The sequence below is a fragment of the Flavobacterium ustbae genome, assembly GCF_003946915.1.
Classification (GTDB): Bacteria; Bacteroidota; Bacteroidia; order Flavobacteriales; family Flavobacteriaceae; genus Flavobacterium; species Flavobacterium ustbae.
On the sequence record NZ_RPOC01000006.1, the window covers coordinates 1 to 17,473 of the forward strand.

The window sequence follows — 17,473 nt, forward strand, 5'->3', positions numbered from 1 at the left end:
ACAATAACGAAAGAATTAAATCAAATCTAAACAAAATGAGCCCGATAAAATATCGAGCTCATTATTATCAAACTTAATTATAAATTTGTCTAAACTTTTGGGTGCAGTCTAAGATTAGAAACGGCTTTTTTGTTCTTTTAGTCGCTAGTTTTTTAGTCCCTAGTCCTTAGAAATAGCGCTTAGGAACAAGACTAAAAAACTAAGGACTAGAGACTAAGGACTTATTTACACTCTGTTTCGTCAAACTTATATTTTACGCTGTCGAAATCAATTGGCTGGTCTTTTACTAAATAAGTTACGCCCATTGTGGTCTGCATAACTCCATTTCCTAAAATAAGCTGCTTATCACGTTTTAAAAGCGCCATCGGATTTTTGAACGTTTTGTCTTTATTTACATTGTCTTTAAAAGTATAGTCTACAAACAAAGTATCACCATGAAACTCACCCGCAACTTCTCCTGTTCTAACTGTTGATGGAGCTACTTTCATAATCATATCTCCAGCTAGTTTTCCGTTTTTCAACGTATTCAATTTTAAATCTATTGTATCCTTTTCATAAATTGCTTTGTAGCATGCAGTGCTCACTACAGCTTCACCGTCTGCTTTTGCAGCTTCAGCGGCTTTTTGTTTCTCTTCATTTTTACAGCTTTGCAATCCGATAAAGGATAAAAGCAAACAAGACAAGGTTAGATTTCTCATAATTTTTCTATTTTGTTGATATCACTATAAAATTAAAGAAAAAAGATTTTCTTCTTGCCATAATTTTATAAATTTTTAATTACAAATTCAGACCTTCTATTCAATTCGTGTTCTTCTTCTGAGCAGGATTCGTCTGTTTTGCATTTTACAATTGGCACCGATTCGCCATAACCTTTTGCAGAAACCCTTTTGGCATCAATTCCCGATTGAATGATAAAGTCTCTCGTTGAGTCTGCTCTTTTCTGAGATAAATCTGCATTGTATTTTACACTTCCTCGAGAATCGGTATGCGAGCCAATTTCGATTACCATTCCAGGATATTTTTTCATCAATTCGACAACTCTTCCTAAAATTACTTTTGACTCTTTTCGAATATACCACAAATCGTAATCAAAATAAATCGGATCTGTTTTAATGATCAAACGGTCTTTGTCTTTTACAACATCTTTTTCCTTCTCTAAAATCTCTTTTACTTTTTCATTCTTTCTAATTTCAGCTGCTACGATTGCGGCTTCTTTGGCTTTTTTCTCTTTTTCTTTTAATTCTATTGCGGCCAAAGCTTCTTTTTTCTTGTTTTCTTCTTCTATAATAATTTCCTGTTTTCTCTTATTTTCGGCAATTAATTTTTCTTCTTTTTTAATTGCTTCTAAAGATTTCAGTGCCAAAGAACCATCATTCACTTTGTCTCGAGTTTTATCTAAAGTCAGTATTTTTGAAGCGTTGGTATAGTTTTCTTTGAAAGCACTAATTTTGTACGAAGTCTCACAAGCAACTGTAAAACTGAATTTTCCGTCGGCAGAAGTGGTAATCGTATTTAACGTTTTATTTTCTGAATCCTGCAATAATACGGTAGCGTTTTCTAGAGCCAATTGTGTATCGATATCCGTAATGGTTCCAGCAATAAACTGTTTGCAATCTTCAACAATAAGATCTTTTATTTCTTTAAATTGATAAATATCGTCGCTTCCTTTTCCTCCTTCTCTGTTTGAAGCAAAAAATCCTTCTTTAGTATTTGAATCTATATTGAAAGCAAAATCATCTAAATTAGAATTCAACGGAAGCCCCACATTTACAGGTTTTGAATATTCGTTTCCGTTAATTTCAGAAACAAAAACGTCTAAAGATCCGTAACCCAAATGTCCATCTGACGAAAAATATAATTTATAGTCTGCCGAAGCAAAAGGAAACTGCTCTCTTTTATTGGTATTAATTTCTGGACCTAAATTTTTCGGAGTGTCAAATGCTCCTTTATTTATGTTTACTGAATAAATATCAAAAGAACCTAAAGTTCCAGGCATGTCCGAAGCAAAATATAGCACTTTTTCATCTGCACTCAAAGCTGGATGTTCTACAGAATAATTGGCACTATTAAAAGGAAGTGATGTTACATTTGTCCAATTTCCTTCAACCAATTCTGCTTTAAAAATCTGAAGATTGGAGATTTTCTTATCGTCTTTCTTTTTTTTGCTTCCTTTAGAATTATTTCTAGTGAAATACATCGTTTTGCCATCTTTTGTAAAAACAGCATTCGATTCATGCATTCCCGTTTTTAGTTCTTTAGCAAAATAATGAACAATAGAATCTGCCGAATTTATATTTTTAAGCGGAATTGTAACTAGATTCAAATAGGTTTCGTTGTCCCATTTGTATTTTTTATCAAATAAACCTGGCTTCAATTTTACACCTGCAAAAACTAGATCTTGTTTGTAGATAACGGCTCCAAATTCAGAATTTGGCGTATTGATAGCAAGGTTTTTAATATCAAAACGTTTACCAATTGCAGTAACATTTTCTAAAGTTTTAAGCTCTCTTTCGAAATTAACAATGTCTTCTGAATTACTAGATTTAGCATAATATTCTTTTAAATTGACATTTGCATCGTCAACAGCATTTGTTGCTTTTAATGTCTGCGCGTATCTGAAATAATATTCTCTGTCCAGATTATTACTGTAATTATTGACCAAAAGACGGTAATAACGTTGTGCTTTTACCAAATCATTGGTATAAAAATAAGAATCGGCTAGATTTTTAATGACTTCTTGCGAAGGTCTTTCGTCTGCCAATTTTTGATATAAAATAATGGCTTCGCTGTAATAGGTTTTATCAAAAAAACGTTTTGCTCTCGCCAATTCCTGATCCTGTGCCGTTATAAACTGTATTGAAAATACGAATATAATAATGAGTAATTTTTTCATATTTTTCATTTTAGAAGAATCTTGGAGATTTATCAAATCCTTTTCCTAACAAGTCCAAATCAAACAATAGCATAATTTCGTGTGTTCCCGAATTAAACTGGCCGAAGTTTGTAAGCGTATAATCATAAGCGTAGCCGACTCTCAATGTTGGCGTAACATTAATATTGAAAAGAGCACTCACAGAATCATCAATTCTATAGGCAGCTCCAAATTCAAATTTTTCGTTATACAAAACATTCGCAGTAACATCCAAAGTTATAGGAGCGCCTTTTACAAATTTGGACAAAAATGCTGGCTTTAATTTCAGTTTATCATTCAGCTGAAAAACATAACCAGCCGTCAAAAAAGTATGTATTTCTTCAGAACCAAAAGCATTAACTCCCGATTTTTCTTCGACATATTTCGATTTCAGCAAATTTGGAACAGACAATCCCACATAGAGATTATCTCTGAAATAGTAGGCTCCCACTCCAATATTGGGTTTTGTTGCATTTATATTTTCTGCAAAAGCAAAATCTGTTTCAGAATCTGTAAATCGGAAACCGTTAAAATTGCTTTGCATGGACGAAAAACCTGCTTTTAAACCCAACGACAATTTGTCTTTTCTACTCAATTTTAAAACATATGCAAAATCGGCATAGACATTATTTTCTTTTTTAGCACCGTCTCCGATATCATCTGAAACAAATGAGATTCCAGCTTCTATTTTGTCTGTAATAGCAGTATGTCCAAAAAAAGTAAATGTTTTTGGAGCTCCATAAGCGCCTACCCATTGCGTTCTGTACAATCCTCCAAAATTCATCATGGCCGGAACTCCCGTTGCATACGCCGGATTGATCACGCTCATATTGTACATATAGTGCGTATATTCTGGATCTTGCTGCGCCGAAACGGATAAACAGAAAAGGAAATTTATGAGGAGTATTATTTTTTTCATTCGAAAATTATATTAAAAATGTAAAAAAGAGATTTATCGATTCAAATAAAGACGGCCTTGTTTAGGCGGTTTATTGTCTTTATTAAAATGCAGTACATAAAAATAAACTCCGTTGGGCGCTATACCTCCAGCGATACCGCTCCTTTCGTAATTTTTGCCATCCCAAGCTGGTTTACTATTATCTCCTTTATACATTCCATTTCCATATCTGTTATATATTTCGAGTGTATAATTTGGATATAAAAATTCAATATCTTTTATCACAAACGAATCGTTTACACCGTCTCCGTTTGGCGAAAATCCGTCTGGAATAAAAAAGTCATACTGCTCGACCTCGCAGTCCTGCAACGAAACTTTTACTTCTTTATAATTTTCTGAAAGACATCTTGTGGTTTCGTTTAAATCATATCCGTAATATGTTGTATTATGGACTAATAATGTCGCTGAAGGCAATAAATTTCCATCTACAGCATCGTACCAAGCAACTGTTGAAGGAACATTTGTTTTTGCAGACAGATCACTTATTCTCGGATTTGCCAATCCGCAAAAATCTGATGTTTCAGTCATTTCTGGCGCTGGCGTATCATTTATAAGTACAGAAACTTTTGCTGGTTCTGAAGTACAGCCTGCAGTAGAAGTTTCTCTAACGTGATAATCTTCTGTTTTTAAAACATAATCAGCGGCAAGCGGAGTTGTTGCCGTCGCCGAATTGTACCATTTGTATTGAATTCCTTTTGGTTCTAAATTAGCTATTACCGCTCCATCAACTTTACAAAACTGCTGATCGATGACAATTGGCGCTGGCGGAATTGGATTTATTAAAAAATCGTCTGTCACATTAATTAAATCTACATCGCAATTGGTAACTGTATTGGTTAAATTTAATAATGTAATTTTTGTTGTTCCCGTATTCAAAAGCAATTCTGCAGGAATAATAAAATCTAATTTTCCGTTTGTTACTGCTTGGGTAATAGTTTGCACCACAGAAGAATTACTTTCTGATAATGTATAAGAAATACTGGCATTGGTTAAATTTCCTAAACCAGAAATTGCTACTGTAACCGGCGCATTCAAACAGAAATCTTTAACTGCTGCTATTACAGTTACTGCATTTGGCAGCGGATTTATAGTCAGATTTCCAGCAACATTGGCAGTGTTGGTGCATTGAGGTTCAGGATTTGTTATATTGGTTATGCTATAAATACTAATTACTGATAATCCGTTTCTAGTATTCAGATTTCCGGGAACTACAAATGAGGCTTTTCCGTCAACAGACTGCATTTCTGCTGTTTCACCGAGAGCCAAATTGTCTCCATTTATATTATAAGAAATGCGGTAAATACCATCTAGTAAAACTGGCGCAGTAACTTGAATTATTGCATCATCATTTTGGCATACAGCAAGCGCGGTTATAGAAGCATCATCTAAACGAGGTAAAGGATAAATAGTTAAGATTGTCGAAAACGGACTAAAAATGTCTATACATTTTCCTTTGCTCGATGTTAAAACTATACGATTTACCGTTATAGTAAATTGACCTATTTGTTTAAAATAAGACGATTCTATTGGAAAGTTCAATTCTCCATTGACAAAATTTGCTTTTACTTTTTCTGATCCCGATGCTCCTGGTCCGACAACACTAAAAGTAACTTCATATTCTCCGTTAGGAAGATTATCTGGCCCTTGCGTAATTTTGGCTGAATAAGTTGCTGTTGCAATTTCCGATTCGCAGATATCTTTACTAACTTCAATTTTTGATCCTGTAAAATCAAGTCTTCTTTCAAGCAATATTTTTACAGTAGCGTCTTTGTTTTCGCATATATTACTGTTAGGCTGAGCCAAAACGGTATATTTATAACTATATTCTCCTGGTCCATAATTATCAAACAATTCTTGAAGGTTAATAGTATGATCTGTTGGAGATGTTAATCCTATACCCCCCCAAGTGCCTCCTTTGTCTTCATTTTCGAGCTGATCAAACAAATCTAAATCGGTATATCCAGCCAAATCGGTAGTTCCGCATAATGCTAAATCTGTTGGTTCTCCTGCTTTTGGACCTCTCAAAATGGTAACTTGTACATTAGTCGATTTTTCATCTGGAGAACATGCCAATACAGCAGGTACGGTATAGATAAAGTGAAGTGTAGTTTTGGTGTTGATGGCTTCAACATCTATTATCGCATTTACAGGTACGCCCGCGTCTGTTGTCCACCATCCGTTTACGTGCGGTGGCATTACTTTACTGTCAAAAGCGGTAAAAAGATTAAATTTTTTGTCTTCGTTGCAAATTGTTGCCTCAGAACCTACTCCAACATAGGCACCAATTGTAATTGTAACTACAGCTGTGTTATCTGTACAGCCAGAAGTTGCCGGAGCTGTGTATGTATAACGATAAGTTCCGCCTCCAAGAATATACTGCGCATTTAAAATACCAGTAGCAGGATTAAGTCCTTTTAAATTATTATTATCTGTCCATGTTCCGCCAGCAACTGGAGAACCTCCTAATAAAGAAAATAAATTTACATACTGATAAATAGGATTCGTGACATCACAAATTAGTTCGTTTACGTTGTCATCGCCAGCACATTGAGCGGTTAATTTTGATGGTAAAAGAGTAAAAAAAATAAAAAACAGTACAAAGTGTAGGTAGCTAATGTAGTTTTTTGCCATAGATTAAATTTTCTCTAAACATAAGAAAATATTTAACTAAAAAACTATTTTTTAATAAACTTATTTTCACAAAAAACAGATATTTCTGCAATACAGCATCATAGAACGCAGTTTAGCACTATATCCTATCCATAATAATTTGCTTTTTTTTATAATTCATCTTCTAACTTGAATCTAAATTTAAGCACCAAACTATTTCGTTCTACTTCCATATTAATCCAAACATCTTCTTCCGATTTTAAAAGATTATTTATTTGCTGCAAACTGTATTTATAAGGTTGAGTTTTATTAATGCTAACAATAATATCTCCTTTGCGCAAACCGGATTTTTCAGCAGCCGAATGTTTACGCACATTTACAATTTCGTAAACAGGCTTAAGAGCAAATTTATATTTAAAATTATTGTCGTTTTTATTTTTATCCTGTAGCTCATCCATCGTAGAAGCAACACGAACGGTTTCTAAATGCACTGTTTCCTGTACCCATTGCAATCCGTTATGCTGAACTGTAATTCCGCTTTTATTATAGGTAAATGGCTCTCCAAACTTGCTGTTTCTTTTTAAGTACAGTTTTTTCCCTTTATAATCCAAAACCAAGGTAAATCGTTTCAAGACTTCACCGCCAACAGAACCAATACGGCCTGGAACCATCTTAACATTTCGAATCGAAATAGAATCAGGAAAAGAGACTATTGGTTTTTTAAAATCAAATTCGTCAATCGAAATTTTATCAATTTTTGCGCGATGGCCTTCAATGTCACCACTAAAGCCTTTTCCTAAAAAATCAGGAAAATTTTTATTTGGAAGTTTTATTTTATCATTTTCAAAAATCCAAAAAGCATCACTATTTCCAATATCAATTAAAAGCTTTGCTGGAATTTCTTCATTATTAACTGTAGCCGTTGTCACAATATAAGGCTTTGCCTTTTCTACAGTTATTGGAACCATTCTGAATTTTTTGTTTAGCTTTTCTTCAAATTTATTGCTCTTAGCATGAACTATTATTTTCTTTTTCTGATAATTTACTTCCACAAAATTATTTCTAAAGAATTTATGTCCAATAATTCCGTTGACAGGAATCCCGATATGAGAAGACAAATTAAAACTTTGATCTAGGATAATAAAAACCATATGGTCATTAGATCTTAGACCATGGGTTTCAAGAATATTTTTTGTTGATTTCAAACCTTCTATTTCTTCTTCGCTTCCAAGTCCACGGAGTTTGATTTTTGCGACATTATTAAAGCTCACTTCCTGTTTTTCTTCCATACTAAACAGAATGGTTTCTTCGACACCAGAATCCAGCAGAAAATTCAGCTCCACTCCATTTACTTTTATGGGAATAAAAACAAGGTTATTTATCAATTTAAAAGGGATTGTTGCCTTTGTTGCATTGCTTTCCAATATGAAATCGCCTTGTCCAAAAAGCAAAAAAGGTAAGAATAACCCAAAAAACAATACTATATATTTTTTCATTGACAATATTTTATTATAAAATTACTAAATATATTTATTATTGTTACATTTTTGGAAGTACCTGTATTGTTTACGTTAAATTCGAAAAAAAAATGCAAATTTGCACTTCAATAATTTATACTCATGCCGACAATTTCACACAAGGGAAGAAACATGCCCGAATCTCCGATACGCAAGCTGGCTCCTTTTGCTGATTTAGCAAAGAAAAAAGGACACAAGGTGTATCACTTAAACATTGGTCAACCGGATATTAAGACACCGGAAGTGGCCATCGAGGCGGTAAAAAGTATTGATTTGACTCTTATAGAATACAGTCCGTCTGCCGGATATGAAAGCTATAGAAAAAAATTAGCTCAATTTTACCAGCGCCAAAATGTACACGTTAACACAGAAGACATCATTGTTACAACTGGTGGTTCTGAAGCCTTACTTTTTGCACTGGCCACAATAACAGATCCAGGAGATGAAATCATTATCCCGGAACCTTTTTATGCTAATTATCACGCGTTTGCTTCTTCTACAAGTGCAACTGTAGTGCCTCTTGTTTCTACTATCGAAACGGGATTTGCTTTGCCAAGCATTGATGAAGTAGAAAAATTAATAACTCCAAAAACAAAAGCCATTCTGATTTGCAACCCTGGAAATCCGACTGGATATTTATATTCTGAAGCAGAAATTAAACAGCTTGCTGGTTTAATTAAAAAACACGATTTATACTTAATCGCCGATGAAGTGTATCGCGAATTTTTATACGACGGAGACGATGTGCATTTTTCTGTAATGAATCTAGAAGATGTACAACAAAACGTAATCATGGTCGATTCTGTTTCTAAACGTTACAGCATGTGCGGCGCAAGAATTGGCTGTTTGGTGACTAAAAACAAAGACGTTTTGGCAACTGTAATGAAGTTTGCTCAAGCACGTTTGAGTCCGCCAACGATTGAACAGATTGCCTGCGAAGCCGCAATTGACACGCCACAGAGTTATTTTGACGAAGTAATTGGAGAATATAAAGAACGCCGCGACACTTTAATTGCCGAATTGAATAAGATAGATGGTGTTATTGTAACTAAACCAAAAGGTGCTTTTTATTGCATTGCAGAACTTCCAATAGAAGATTCTGATGCTTTTGCGCAATGGCTTTTAGAAAGTTATAACTTAAATGGCGAAACGGTAATGATCGCTCCTGCAAAAGGTTTCTATTCTACACCAGGAATGGGACTCAATCAGGTTCGTATTGCTTATGTTTTAAACAAAAAAGATTTGGTTACAGCGGTAAACATTTTAAAGGAAGCTTTACAGATTTACAACAACAGATAATCAGTTCGTTATATTAAAATTTTCAAAAGACAATAACTTTTTCGTTATTGTCTTTTGCGTTTTAAATCTTGTTATTTAAAATGTAAATTGAATTATAATCAAAAACGATCAATTAAATCCTAAAAACCATAGAAAAGGTTTCCCATTTATTAATTATCTTTACCGCCTTAAAAAAGGAATACACATACTAATAGTAGTTTTTAATGATAAACAACGAAGAATTTTTAGACGAAATAGGAGATAATCACTTTAGCAGTAACGCAAAAAATCCTCTAAGAGAAGATGCTTTTGATATAACTGACGAAGAAAAAATAGAAAAAATTAAAAAAGATGTTGAAAGCATTCTGCAAACTTTAGGAATGGATTTGACTGATGACAGCATTAAAGGAACTCCAAACCGAGTTGCTAAAATGTTTGTAAAAGAAATTTTTGGTGGTCTTAACCCAGCAAAACAGCCAAAAGCTTCTACTTTTGACAATAATTATAAATATGGCGAAATGCTTGTAGAAAAAAACATTACCGTTTATTCTACTTGCGAACACCATTTACTGCCAATTATCGGACGTGCTCACGTAGCGTATATCTCAAGCGGACGCGTCATCGGTTTATCAAAAATGAATCGTATCGTTGAATATTATGCAAAAAGACCTCAAGTACAAGAGCGTCTAACTATGCAGATTGTTCAAGAACTTCAAAAAGCTTTAGGAACAGAGGATGTGGCCTGCGTTATCGATGCTAAACACCTTTGCGTAAACTCTCGCGGAATTAAAGATATCGAAAGCAGTACCGTAACTTCTGAATTCGGAGGAAAATTCAAAGACGCACAAACGAAACGAGAATTTTTAGATTATATTAAATTAGATACTCAGTTTTAAAAAAGTTTATTGTTTGTTGTTTTTAGTTTATTGTTCTTATGGCTAAAATAGAGAAATTTGAAGATCTTGAAATTTGGAAATTGGCGCGGGCGATTTGTCAGCAGATTGAATTTCTTATTCAGAACACAAATTTAAAAACCAACTATTCTTTACGGGACCAAATCGACAGAAGTTCTGGATCCATCATGGATAATATTGCAGAAGGTTTTGAAAGAAATGGCAATAGAGAATTTATAAACTTTTTAAGTATTGCAAAAGGTTCTGCTGGAGAAGTAAAATCACAATCTTACAGAGCTTTTGATAAAAAATTGATTACAGAAGAGCAACATTTAAAATTAAATGAAACGGTTGAGTTGGTCAAAAATAAAATTGGAGCCATGATGAACTATTTAAACAATTGTGAAATCAAAGGATTAAAATTCAAATAAACATAATACAGCAAGCAGAACTATAAACAATAAACCACAAACAACAAACAGAAAAAAAATATGCCACTATATAGCAGTCAGCCTTTAAAAATATACAATTCGCTTTCTGGCGAAAAAGAAGATTTCAAACCCATCCATGATGGAAATGTTGGAATGTATGTTTGTGGACCTACGGTATATAGCAATGTTCACTTAGGTAACGTGAGAACTTTTATGTCTTTTGACGTAATCTTCAGATATTTTCTTCATTTAGATTATAAAGTTCGTTATGTTAGAAACATTACCGATGTTGGACATATCGTAGACGATGTGGATGAAGGTGAAGATAAAATTGCTAAAAAAGCACGTTTGGAGCAATTGGAACCAATGGAAGTGGTACAGCGCTATACTGTCGATTTTCATAACATATTAAAAGCGTTCAACTTTTTACCTCCAAGCATTGAGCCTACAGCAACTGGACATATTATTGAACAAATCGAAATAATTAAAAAAATTATCGATAAAGGTATTGCTTATGTTGCCAACGGATCTGTTTATTTTGATGTTGTTAAATATAACGAGACCAATAATTACGGTATCTTAAGCGGTCGAAATATCGATGACATGCTGGCAAATACTCGTGATCTTGACGGACAGTCTGACAAAAAAAATCCGCAGGATTTTGCACTTTGGAAAAAAGCGGAGCCAGAACATATCATGAGATGGCCTTCTCCATGGAGCGACGGTTTTCCAGGATGGCATTTGGAATGTACTGCAATGAGTACCAAATATCTTGGAAATCATTTTGATATTCACGGAGGCGGAATGGATTTAAAATTCCCTCACCATGAATGCGAAATTGCTCAAAACGAAGCTTGCACGGGTCAGTCACCAGTAAATTACTGGATGCACGCTAATATGCTTACCTTAAACGGAAAGAAAATGGCAAAATCGACTGGAAATAATATTCTTCCAGGCGAAATTCTTAGCGGAGATAACAATATTCTAAGCAAACCATTTTCGGCTTCGGTAACTCGTTTTTTCATGCTTCAAGCACATTATAGAAGTATTTTAGACTTCTCTGATGATGCAATTGTTGCAGCCGAAAAAGGATACAAAAGATTAATGGAAGCAATAGATGCTTTACCAAATATTACAGCAGGAACTTCTAGTTCTATAGATTTTGCTGCATGGAAACAGCTTTGCTATGATGCAATGAATGATGATTTCAATACGCCAATTTTAATTGCGCAGCTATTTGAAGCCGTTCGTTACATCAATTTATTAAAAGATGGTAAAGAAACTATTTCTGCCAATGATTTAGCTGATTTCCAAACAGCAGTAAACGCTTTCGTATTTGATGTTTTAGGACTTAATGATGATAAAGCCGCTGATGCTGATAGTGACAAACTAGAAGGCGTGGTAAATATGCTAATCGGAATGAGAAATCAAGCTAGAGCAGATAAAAACTTTGCTCTTTCTGACCAGATTCGTGATCAGTTAATTGCTTTAGGAATTCAGCTGAAAGATGGAAAAGAAGGAACTACATTTAGTATTCAGTAAAAAAAAGTATTCAGTGTTCAGTTTTTTTTTAGTGATCACATAGATTAACAAACTAAAACAGAAGATGCTAAGAATTGATTATCTAAAGATTTATCATTTTATATTTTTTTTACTGAAGACTAAAAAACTGAACACTGAACACTAAATTATGAAATTTCTAATCTATCCGTTTGTACTGCTGGTTCGTTTTTACCAAACTGCCATTTCTCCGTTTACGCCTGCTTCCTGCAGATTTGAGCCGACTTGTTCGACTTATATGATTCAGGCATTGCAAATTCACGGATTATTTTACGGCGGATTTTTAGGAATTAAACGTATCTTAAGCTGTCATCCTTGGGGAAAAAGCGGTTACGATCCTGTTCCAGAAAAGAAATGCAATCATAAACATTAACTTTTTAGAAAACGGAACTTTACATTAAATATTTATTTTTACGGATATAAAAACATTCATACATGACACACGCTTTAAATTTAGTTTGGAATCCTTCTGAGGGAATCAACTTAGGATTTTTTATGATTCGCTATTACAGCTTAATGTTTGTAATTGCTTTTGCTCTAGGATGGTTCCTAATGAAAAAGATTTTCGAAAGAGAAAATGAATCGATTGAAAAACTAGATTCTCTGTTTGTTTGGACGGTTCTAGCAACTCTAATTGGAGCGCGTTTAGGTCATGTTTTCTTTTACGATTGGGAATATTTCAGAAATCATATTTTAGAAATTTTTCTTCCATTTAAATTCGAACCTGAGTTTCAATTTACAGGTTTCCAAGGACTAGCAAGTCACGGAGCAGCCATTGCAATTATTATTGCCATGTATTATTACAGCAAAAAAATCTTAAAACGTCCATTATTATGGATTTTAGACCGTGTTGTAATTCCTGTTGCGAGTGGTGCTATATTTGTTCGTTTAGGCAATTTCTTTAATTCTGAAATTATTGGTCACGAAACTTCTTCTGCATTTGGAATTCGTTTCTTACATGACACTTTCAGTAAAGCCGATGCAGTACAAAAAACTGGAATTGCAGACCCAAAACAAGCTTATAATGCAATAGCAACAGACCCAAAATTTGCAACTTTGCTTGCAGAAGTTCCGTCAAGACATCCTACTCAATTGTACGAAGCAATTTGTTATGTTTTTGTTTTTGCTGTTTTATTCTTTTTATACTGGAGAACAAATGCAAGACTTAAATCAGGCCTACTATTCGGATTATTTTTAGTGCTTTTATTTGTTGTTCGTTTTATTGTCGAATTTGTAAAAGAAAGCCAAGGCGGTTTTGAAAACGAATTAGGCTTATTCTCAACAGGACAATGGTTAAGTATACCGTTTATCATCATTGGACTTTTCTTTATTATTAGAGCGCAGAGAAATCCTTTAGCAGAAGCCTAAAACGATAAAAAAGTAAATAACAAAATCCTAAATTCTTAAATAGAGTTTAGGATTTTTTTTTGATTAATAGAGCCTAAAGAATTCCGATTCTAAAAATCATTTCATAAGAATCTCAATATCTTACCTATTAGACGTTTTCTTTTTATAGCTGATACGAAATACCAAATTCAATATTCTTTGTATTATAACCCGCATTACTGCTCCCTAAACCAGCATTAGAAACATGCCTTACGCTCGGGCGAACATCAAATTGCAATTTCTTATAATCTGCCGTAAAACCAAGAGCCAAAACATCGGCAAAAGCAAAACCTTTAGACATTCGTTCTGTTTCTGTATCTGTAATCATTGGTCCAATACTTCCTAAAACATAAATTGAGCAAACTTTACCGATAGGTTTTCGAATTAAAAAACCACAATTAAGCACATATTCCCGAACGTCTTTTAATTGTGTATACTCATCTCTTTTTTGCTGATAGTTTGGTGTTTCTGGCTTAACAAAATAGAAATTTAATAATTGGTGTTTCGCAAAATTAATCTCAGGCTGAACCAATATTTGATATTGAAAATACTTTGTTTCTTTTAGATTATAATATATCTGAAATTTATAAAAGTGATTTGTAAACGTATAGTTTCTATTATTAAATTCACCTCCAAAACCATAATTAAAACCGAGCGAGAAATGCGAATTACGCTCCTGTCCAGCCATTTTTACACCTAAAAGAAACAGTAAGCTTAAAAGTAGTTTTCTTGTCATAAATTGTTTTAAAATTCTACTTTAAATATAGTACAAAAAAAAGATCCAGCTTTCGCTGGATCTTTTTATATAATTAAAACAGTAATTATGCTTTATTATGTTTGTCTTCGATTGTATGTTTTTCGTCATTAGAAATCGTATCAACCAATACTGGAGTTGCGATAAATAATGAAGAATATGTACCTACAATAATACCAATTAACATGGCAAAGATAAATCCTCTAATAGATTCTCCACCGAAGATAAACATCGTTAATAATACGATGATCATCATTAATGAAGTATTCAATGTTCTAGATAATGTAGTATTAATAGAAGCGTTTACGATATCTTCGAAACTTCCTTTACGGTTTCCGATGATAAACTCTCTTACCCTGTCAAATACAATTACTGTATCGTTCATAGAATATCCAATTACAGTCAAAATCGCAGCGATAAAGTGCTGATCCATCTCCATGTGGAATGGCATGAATTTGTAGCATAATGAATAAATTCCTAATACGAAAACTACGTCATGCGCAACAGCTGCAATTGCACCCAATGAATATTGCCATTTACGGAAAGATACCATTAAGTATAAGAAAATAACTGCCATTGCTCCAAGAACCGCCCAGTAAGAGTTAGTTTTGATATCTTCTGAGATAGAAGCTCCAACTTTAGAAGCCTGTAACACCCCAACTTTTTTACCGTTGTAAGAGTTGATAAATTTATCGTAAGTAGTATTTGGGAAATATTTCTGTAATGACTGATATAATTTCTGGTTTACTTCTTCGTCGATAGCTATACCATCCTCTTTAATTTTATATTTAGTTGTGATTTTCAACTGATCGTCATCACCTAAAATTTTAGCCTCAACAGGAGTACCAAAAGCAGCAGATAATTCATCTGATACTGCAGTTGCGTCTACTGGTTTTTCAAATTTAACTTGGAAAGTTCTACCTCCAACAAAATCAACACCTTCATCTAATCCGTTAACGAAGAAGATAGAAACTAAACTTACTACCGTTACAATAGAAGAAAAGATATAAGTAAACTTCTTAACTTTAATAAAATCATAATGGAAGTTAGTAAACCAGTTTTTAGTAATGTTTGTAGAGAAAGTTAAATCTGCTTTTCCTATAATGTTTCTATCAATAAAGATTCTAGCAATAAAGATAGATGTAAACAATGAAGTTACAATACCAATCAATAATGTTAATGCGAAACCTTTAATAGGACCTGTTCCGAAGATGAATAAGATTGCTCCAGTTAAAACGTGAGTAACGTTAGCATCAATAATAGAACGCATTGCACCATGCCAACCGTAAGAAGCCTGAACTGCTTCAGAAAGAGATTTACCTTCACGCAATTCTTCTTTTGCTCTTTCGTAGATAATAATGTTCGCATCTACCGCAGTACCTAATGTTAATACGATACCTGCAATACCTGGTAATGTTAATACAAAACCAAAACTTGCCATAATTCCGAATAAGAATAGTAAGTTTAATAATAATGCAAGGTTTGCATACCAACCTGCTTTACCATAATAGAATACCATCCAAACACAAACTAATAAGAAACCTAATACAGAAGAAATTGTACCTGCATCAATAGCTGCTTGTCCTAAAGATGGACCAACAACAGTTGATTGGATAATATCTGCAGAAGCTGGTAATTTACCTGCATTTAATACGTTTGCTAAATCTTTAGTTTCAGCTACATCAAATGAACCCGTAATCTCAGATCTTCCTCCAGCAATAGGACCGCTTGTTACACCTGGAGCAGAATATACGATATCATCTAATACAATAGCAATGTAACTTTTTTGAGCAAATGCTCTACCTGTCAATTCTTCCCAAACTTTAGCACCTTGGCTGTTCATTTGCATAGAAACAGCTGGTTTACCCATTTGGTCAAAAGTATCTTTTGCATCAGTTACAACACCACCGCTCATTGCTGGGTTATTGTCTCTGTTTCCTTTTAAAGCGTATAATTCAACAGCTTCGATATCTGCTGCGCTTTTAATATCTTTTGCTTTAGGATCTTTAATAGTTGTTGGCTTACTCCATACAAATTTTGCATAGTGTTGGTCAGCAGCTAATAAAACTCTAATTTCTGGTCTTTTGAAATAATCATTGATAGCAGCAGTATCTTTAGGCGCGAAATAACCTAAAACTGGTCCGCCGCCTTGAACGATCATTTTATCAAATAAAGGATTGTTTCCTTTTTTAGTGTCAAGAGAATCTTTAGCATCAGTTAATAATGCATTTAATGAATCTTTAGCAACTGCTTTAGTTTCAGTCTTTTTAACTTCAGTTTTCTTTAAAGCTTCGTTTGCTGATACTAAGAAATTACCAATTTCTTCTACTTTATAAGTTTCCCAAAACTCTAATTGAGCTTTTCCTCCTAATAATTTTTTAATTCTATCAACATCTTTAGCACCTGGAAGCTCTACTAAGATTCTTCCTGTTTCTCCTAATTTCTGAATGTTTGGCTGTGTAACACCAAATTTGTCGATACGCTCTCTTAATACTTTAAAAGCACTTTCTACAGACTCATCAACTTTTCTTTTGATAACTTTTTGAACCTGAGCATCAGACATTTGAAAATCTACACCACCTTCTCCTTGAAGACTTCTGTTTGCGAAAATATCTGGAGATGCTAATCTTACAGAACCTTTTGAATTTGCTTCAAAAGCCTCAAAAAACTTATTTAAATAGGTCTTGTTACCTTCTAAATTTGCAGAAGCATCGGCTAATGATTTATTAAAAACTGGGTTTTTAGAATTATTAGCTAAACCTTTTAAAACGTCTTTAATAGAGATTTGAAGAATAACGTTGATTCCTCCTTCTAAGTCAAGACCTTTGTTAAGCTGTTTGTTTTTCACTTCATTATAAGTGAAATCAGTAAAACCAAGATTTAATACTTTTACTTTACCAATCGAATCTAAGTATTTCAACTCTTTATCAGGATTATCTCCTGCAAAAGCTTTAGCTTCACTTTTGACGCTATTTGCCACAAAAGTGAATGATAGTTGGTAAATACTTACCAATGCAAATAGAATTGCGAAAAATTTAATAAGTCCTTTATTCTGCATTATTACTAAAAATTAATTATGTTTTATTTTTGTTTTTGTTTTAAAGTCCCATAAAATAAGCCCTGATATGATTTTTTAAAACAAAAATACGAGATCACGAATTACCAATTTTTTTTT

At 33.5% G+C, this 17,473-nt stretch carries 13 protein-coding genes; 6 read left to right on the forward strand and 7 right to left on the reverse strand.

What is annotated here, in order from left to right; all coding sequences use genetic code 11:
- Nucleotides 1-221: 221 nt before the first annotated feature.
- The 5 genes from EG814_RS09830 to EG814_RS09850 all read right to left on the reverse strand — a co-directional run bounded on the left by EG814_RS09830 (nt 222) and on the right by EG814_RS09850 (nt 7,975).
- Nucleotides 222-698 carry a hypothetical protein gene (locus EG814_RS09830; protein ID WP_125721387.1) on the reverse strand — a complete coding sequence of 159 codons (477 nt, stop codon included), beginning with the start codon at nt 696-698 and terminating at the stop codon, nt 222-224.
- A gap of 65 nt (nt 699-763) precedes the next feature.
- Nucleotides 764-2,893, reverse strand: coding sequence for an OmpA family protein (locus EG814_RS09835; protein ID WP_125721389.1), 2,130 nt, complete (start codon nt 2,891-2,893; stop codon nt 764-766).
- 10 nt (nt 2,894-2,903) lie between these two features.
- Entirely contained in the window at nt 2,904-3,830 is a 927-nt protein-coding gene (locus EG814_RS09840; RefSeq protein WP_125721391.1) for a PorP/SprF family type IX secretion system membrane protein, read from the reverse strand.
- A gap of 33 nt (nt 3,831-3,863) precedes the next feature.
- Entirely contained in the window at nt 3,864-6,500 is a 2,637-nt protein-coding gene (locus EG814_RS09845) for a gliding motility-associated C-terminal domain-containing protein (protein WP_125721393.1), read from the reverse strand.
- Nucleotides 6,501-6,649: 149 nt separating this feature from the next.
- The gene (locus tag EG814_RS09850; protein WP_125721395.1) at nt 6,650-7,975 is read right to left on the reverse strand and encodes a PDZ domain-containing protein; all 1,326 of its coding nucleotides are present in this window, start codon (nt 7,973-7,975) and stop codon (nt 6,650-6,652) included.
- A gap of 123 nt (nt 7,976-8,098) precedes the next feature.
- Between EG814_RS09850 and EG814_RS09855 the strand changes: the two genes are divergently transcribed.
- The 6 genes from EG814_RS09855 (at nt 8,099) to lgt (ending at nt 13,526) form a co-directional block, all read left to right on the forward strand.
- On the forward strand, nt 8,099-9,295 hold the full coding sequence (locus tag EG814_RS09855; RefSeq protein ID WP_125721397.1) for a pyridoxal phosphate-dependent aminotransferase: 1,197 nt from the start codon (nt 8,099-8,101) through the stop codon (nt 9,293-9,295).
- 203 nt (nt 9,296-9,498) lie between these two features.
- On the forward strand, nt 9,499-10,170 hold the full coding sequence (gene folE / locus EG814_RS09860; protein WP_125721400.1) for a GTP cyclohydrolase I FolE: 672 nt from the start codon (nt 9,499-9,501) through the stop codon (nt 10,168-10,170).
- A gap of 38 nt (nt 10,171-10,208) precedes the next feature.
- Nucleotides 10,209-10,598, forward strand: a complete 390-nt coding sequence (locus EG814_RS09865; protein ID WP_125721402.1) for a four helix bundle protein — start codon at nt 10,209-10,211, stop codon at nt 10,596-10,598.
- A 60-nt stretch (nt 10,599-10,658) separates the two neighbouring features.
- Nucleotides 10,659-12,140 carry a cysteine--tRNA ligase gene (gene cysS, locus EG814_RS09870; protein ID WP_125721404.1) on the forward strand — a complete coding sequence of 494 codons (1,482 nt, stop codon included), beginning with the start codon at nt 10,659-10,661 and terminating at the stop codon, nt 12,138-12,140.
- Between the two features lie 148 nt (nt 12,141-12,288).
- Entirely contained in the window at nt 12,289-12,531 is a 243-nt protein-coding gene (gene yidD, locus EG814_RS09875; RefSeq protein WP_125721406.1) for a membrane protein insertion efficiency factor YidD, read from the forward strand.
- Nucleotides 12,532-12,593: 62 nt separating this feature from the next.
- The gene (gene lgt, locus EG814_RS09880) at nt 12,594-13,526 is read left to right on the forward strand and encodes a prolipoprotein diacylglyceryl transferase (protein ID WP_125721408.1); all 933 of its coding nucleotides are present in this window, start codon (nt 12,594-12,596) and stop codon (nt 13,524-13,526) included.
- A gap of 142 nt (nt 13,527-13,668) precedes the next feature.
- On the opposite strand, the gene EG814_RS09885 is transcribed toward lgt, so the two are convergent.
- Both EG814_RS09885 and secDF read right to left on the reverse strand, forming a co-directional pair.
- A complete protein-coding gene (locus EG814_RS09885; protein ID WP_125721411.1) occupies nt 13,669-14,280 on the reverse strand; it encodes an acyloxyacyl hydrolase in 612 nt (203 codons plus the stop codon).
- Between the two features lie 85 nt (nt 14,281-14,365).
- Nucleotides 14,366-17,356, reverse strand: a complete 2,991-nt coding sequence (gene secDF / locus EG814_RS09890) for a protein translocase subunit SecDF (protein ID WP_125721412.1) — start codon at nt 17,354-17,356, stop codon at nt 14,366-14,368.
- Nucleotides 17,357-17,473: the final 117 nt, after the last annotated feature.